This is a genomic window from Frankia sp. AiPs1, from assembly GCF_023716945.1.
In the GTDB taxonomy this organism is placed as follows: Bacteria; Actinomycetota; Actinomycetes; order Frankiales; family Frankiaceae; genus Frankia.
On sequence record NZ_JAMQQF010000705.1, the window covers coordinates 1 to 2,664 of the forward strand.

General features: G+C 72.8%; 4 protein-coding genes. All 4 read left to right on the forward strand.

Annotation, left to right across the window (positions count from 1 at the left end):
* Positions 1–343 (forward strand): alpha/beta family hydrolase (locus ND748_RS29665; protein WP_374216071.1); only part of this gene is annotated, 343 nt, incomplete at its 5' end.
* A gap of 41 nt (positions 344–384) precedes the next feature.
* Positions 385–1,194: a sigma-70 family RNA polymerase sigma factor gene (locus ND748_RS29670; protein ID WP_251749507.1), complete on the forward strand. Its 810-nt coding sequence runs from the start codon at positions 385–387 to the stop codon at positions 1,192–1,194.
* Positions 1,191–1,475: a mycothiol system anti-sigma-R factor gene (gene rsrA / locus ND748_RS29675; RefSeq protein WP_251749509.1), complete on the forward strand. Its 285-nt coding sequence runs from the start codon at positions 1,191–1,193 to the stop codon at positions 1,473–1,475. The genes ND748_RS29670 and rsrA overlap by 4 nt, the downstream gene beginning before the upstream one ends.
* 149 nt (positions 1,476–1,624) lie before the next feature.
* A complete protein-coding gene (locus tag ND748_RS29680; protein ID WP_251749510.1) occupies positions 1,625–2,578 on the forward strand; it encodes an NAD-dependent epimerase/dehydratase family protein in 954 nt (317 codons plus the stop codon).
* The last annotated feature ends 86 nt before the right edge of the window (positions 2,579–2,664 follow it).

Genomic DNA, 2,664 nt, shown 5'->3' on the forward strand with positions numbered 1-2,664 from the left:
GTCCGGCGCCCGCGGGGTGCTCGCCCTCGGCTTCCCGCTGCGGCCGCCGGGCACCACCGCGGCGGGCGGCCTGAAGCCGTCGCGACAGGGGGAGCTCGACGGCGCCGGCGTGCCTGTCCTCGTCGTTCAGGGCGACCGGGACACCTTCGGCCGACCGGAGCCGGATCCGGCGCTCGACCGGCGGGTGTACCTCGTCGCGGGGGGCGACCACTCCTTCCGGACCCGGGTGCGGGACGGCCGGCCGGCCGGCGAGGCTGTCGCGCAGGCCGCCCGGATCGGCGCCGCCTTCCTGCTCGACAGGTTGGGCGGGTCGGTGTTGGGACGGGAATCAGCCGCGGGGTGATCGACGTTGACACCGTTGTCTCACGAGGTCACGGAGGTCCCATGACTCCTGCGAACGCCACCCACCGGCAACCGTCGGCGCGGCCGCGACATGTCCCACAATGGCCCCCTGCGGCCGTCGTTCCGATGCGCGCCGGGGCCGTGGTCGGGGTATCGTCCGCTCCGGAGAGACGGTCCGGTTCCGTCCGGTCCGAAACCCGGAGTGCGGAGCAGGCCGTTGCACAGCGTGACGGTGAGGGAGTGATCCTGGTCGACGAGACCACCGAGGAGCGGGGCGCGCGGTTCGAGCGCGACGCCCTCCCGTACCTCGACCAACTTTATGCGGCTGCCCTGCGGATGACCCGCAATCCGGCTGACGCGGAGGATCTCGTCCAGGAGACCTTCGTCAAGGCGTTCGCGGCCTTCCATCAGTTCCAGGAGGGCACGAACCTCAAGGCGTGGCTCTACCGGATCCTCACCAACACCTTCATCAACACCTACCGCAAGCGGCAGCGGCAGCCGTTGCAGAGCCCGACCGAGCAGGTCGAGGACTGGCAGCTCGCCGAGGCGGAGTCGCACACGTCCAGCGGCCTGAAGAGCGCGGAGACCGAGGCGCTGGAACACCTGCCCGACAGTGACATCAAGGACGCGTTGCAGGCGTTGCCCGAGGACTTCCGGATGGCGGTGTACCTCGCCGACGTCGAGGGCTTCGCCTACAAGGAGATCGCGGAGATCATGGGAACGCCGATCGGGACCGTGATGTCCCGGTTGCACCGTGGCCGACGCGGTCTGCGCAAGTCTCTGGAGCAGTACGCGGCCGGTCGTGGCCTGGTGGGCGCAGGGTCCGCCGACGGCGAGGGTGGTGCGTCGTGAGCTGCGGTGGTGAACACGAGGTCGACTGCCGGAAGGTGCTGGACGCGGTCTTCCTCTATCTCGATGGCGAGTGCGACGGCGGGCAGCAGAACCTCATCCGGTCGCATCTCGACGAGTGCTCCCCGTGCCTGCGTGAGTTCGGCGTGGAACACGAGGTGAAAATGCTCGTCGCCCGCAAGTGCGGCGGGGAGCGGGCGCCGGACTCGCTGCGGAACAGCGTCCTGGCCCGGCTCCGGTCGGCCCGGGTGGAGGCGGACGCCACGGAGTTCCGCCCCGACTAGGGCGGCGGCGGCCCGCCCGCGAGGCTGTCCCGCTTCACCGAACGTGAGCACCCGCCGTGACGGCGTCTGGCCGTCACGGCGTTTGCGGTCACCCGGCGTACAGGTAGTGCACAGTAAGTGCATAGGAGTGCGGGCTAGTGTCCTGCATCGTGCGCATCCTCGTCACCGGCGCGGCCGGCTTCATCGGTTCCACCGTCACCGACCGGCTGCTGGCCGACGGGCACAGCGTCGTCGGCGTCGACGACCTGTCCGCCGGGCGGCTGGCCAACCTCACCGCCGCGGCGACAGACCCCCGCTTCTCCTTCGAGCAGCTCGACGTCACCTCGCCCGAGCTGCTCGCCCTCGCCGACCGGGTGCGGCCCGAGGCGATCGCCCACCTCGCGGCCCAGATCGACGTTCGGGTCAGCGTCGCCGACCCGCTGCGCGACGCGCGGCAGAACGTGCTCGGCACGATCAACGTTCTCGAGGCCAGCCGCCTCGCCGGCACGTCCAAGGTCATCCACACGTCGTCCGGCGGGTCGATCTACGGCTCGCCGGCCAGGTTGCCGGTGGACGAGACGGCGCCGGTGGCGCCCGAGTCCCCGTACGCCGCGAGCAAGGCCGCCGGCGAGCTGTATCTCAACGTCTACCGGGCCACCCACGGCGTGGCTTCGACCGCCCTGGCGTTGGCCAACGTCTACGGGCCGCGGCAGGACCCGCACGGCGAGGCGGGCGTCGTCGCCATCTTCGGCACGGCCATGCTGGCCGGGCGGCAGGCGAAGATCTTCGGCGACGGTACCGCGAGCCGGGACTACGTCTTCGTCGGCGACGTGGCCGAGGCGTTCACCCGGGTGCTGCCGGTGGACGCCGCTGCCGGCGCCCGGCTCAACATCGGCACCGGCGTCGAGACCAGCGTCCGGGAGCTGCACAGCCGGATCGCCGCGATCGTCGGCGCACCTGACGTCCCGCTGCGGCTGCCGGCGCGTCCCGGCGAGCTGGCCCGCATCGCCCTGTCCGTGCGCCTGGCCGAGCGGCTGGTGAGCTGGCGGCCCGCGGTCGACCTCGACGCGGGCCTGGCGCGGACCGTGGCCTGGCTGCGCCGGCAGACCGTCGCCGCGGCCTGAGCGGCGCCTGGCGGGGGGGGGGGGGGGGGGGGGGGGGGGGGGGGGGGGGGGGGGGGGGGGGGGGGGGGGGGGGGGGGGGGGGGGGG

Coding starts and splice junctions, on each gene's coding strand:
- ND748_RS29670 (WP_251749507.1), top strand. CDS start 385: ATGACTCCTGCGAACGCCACCCACCGGCAACCGTCGGCGCGGCCGCGA.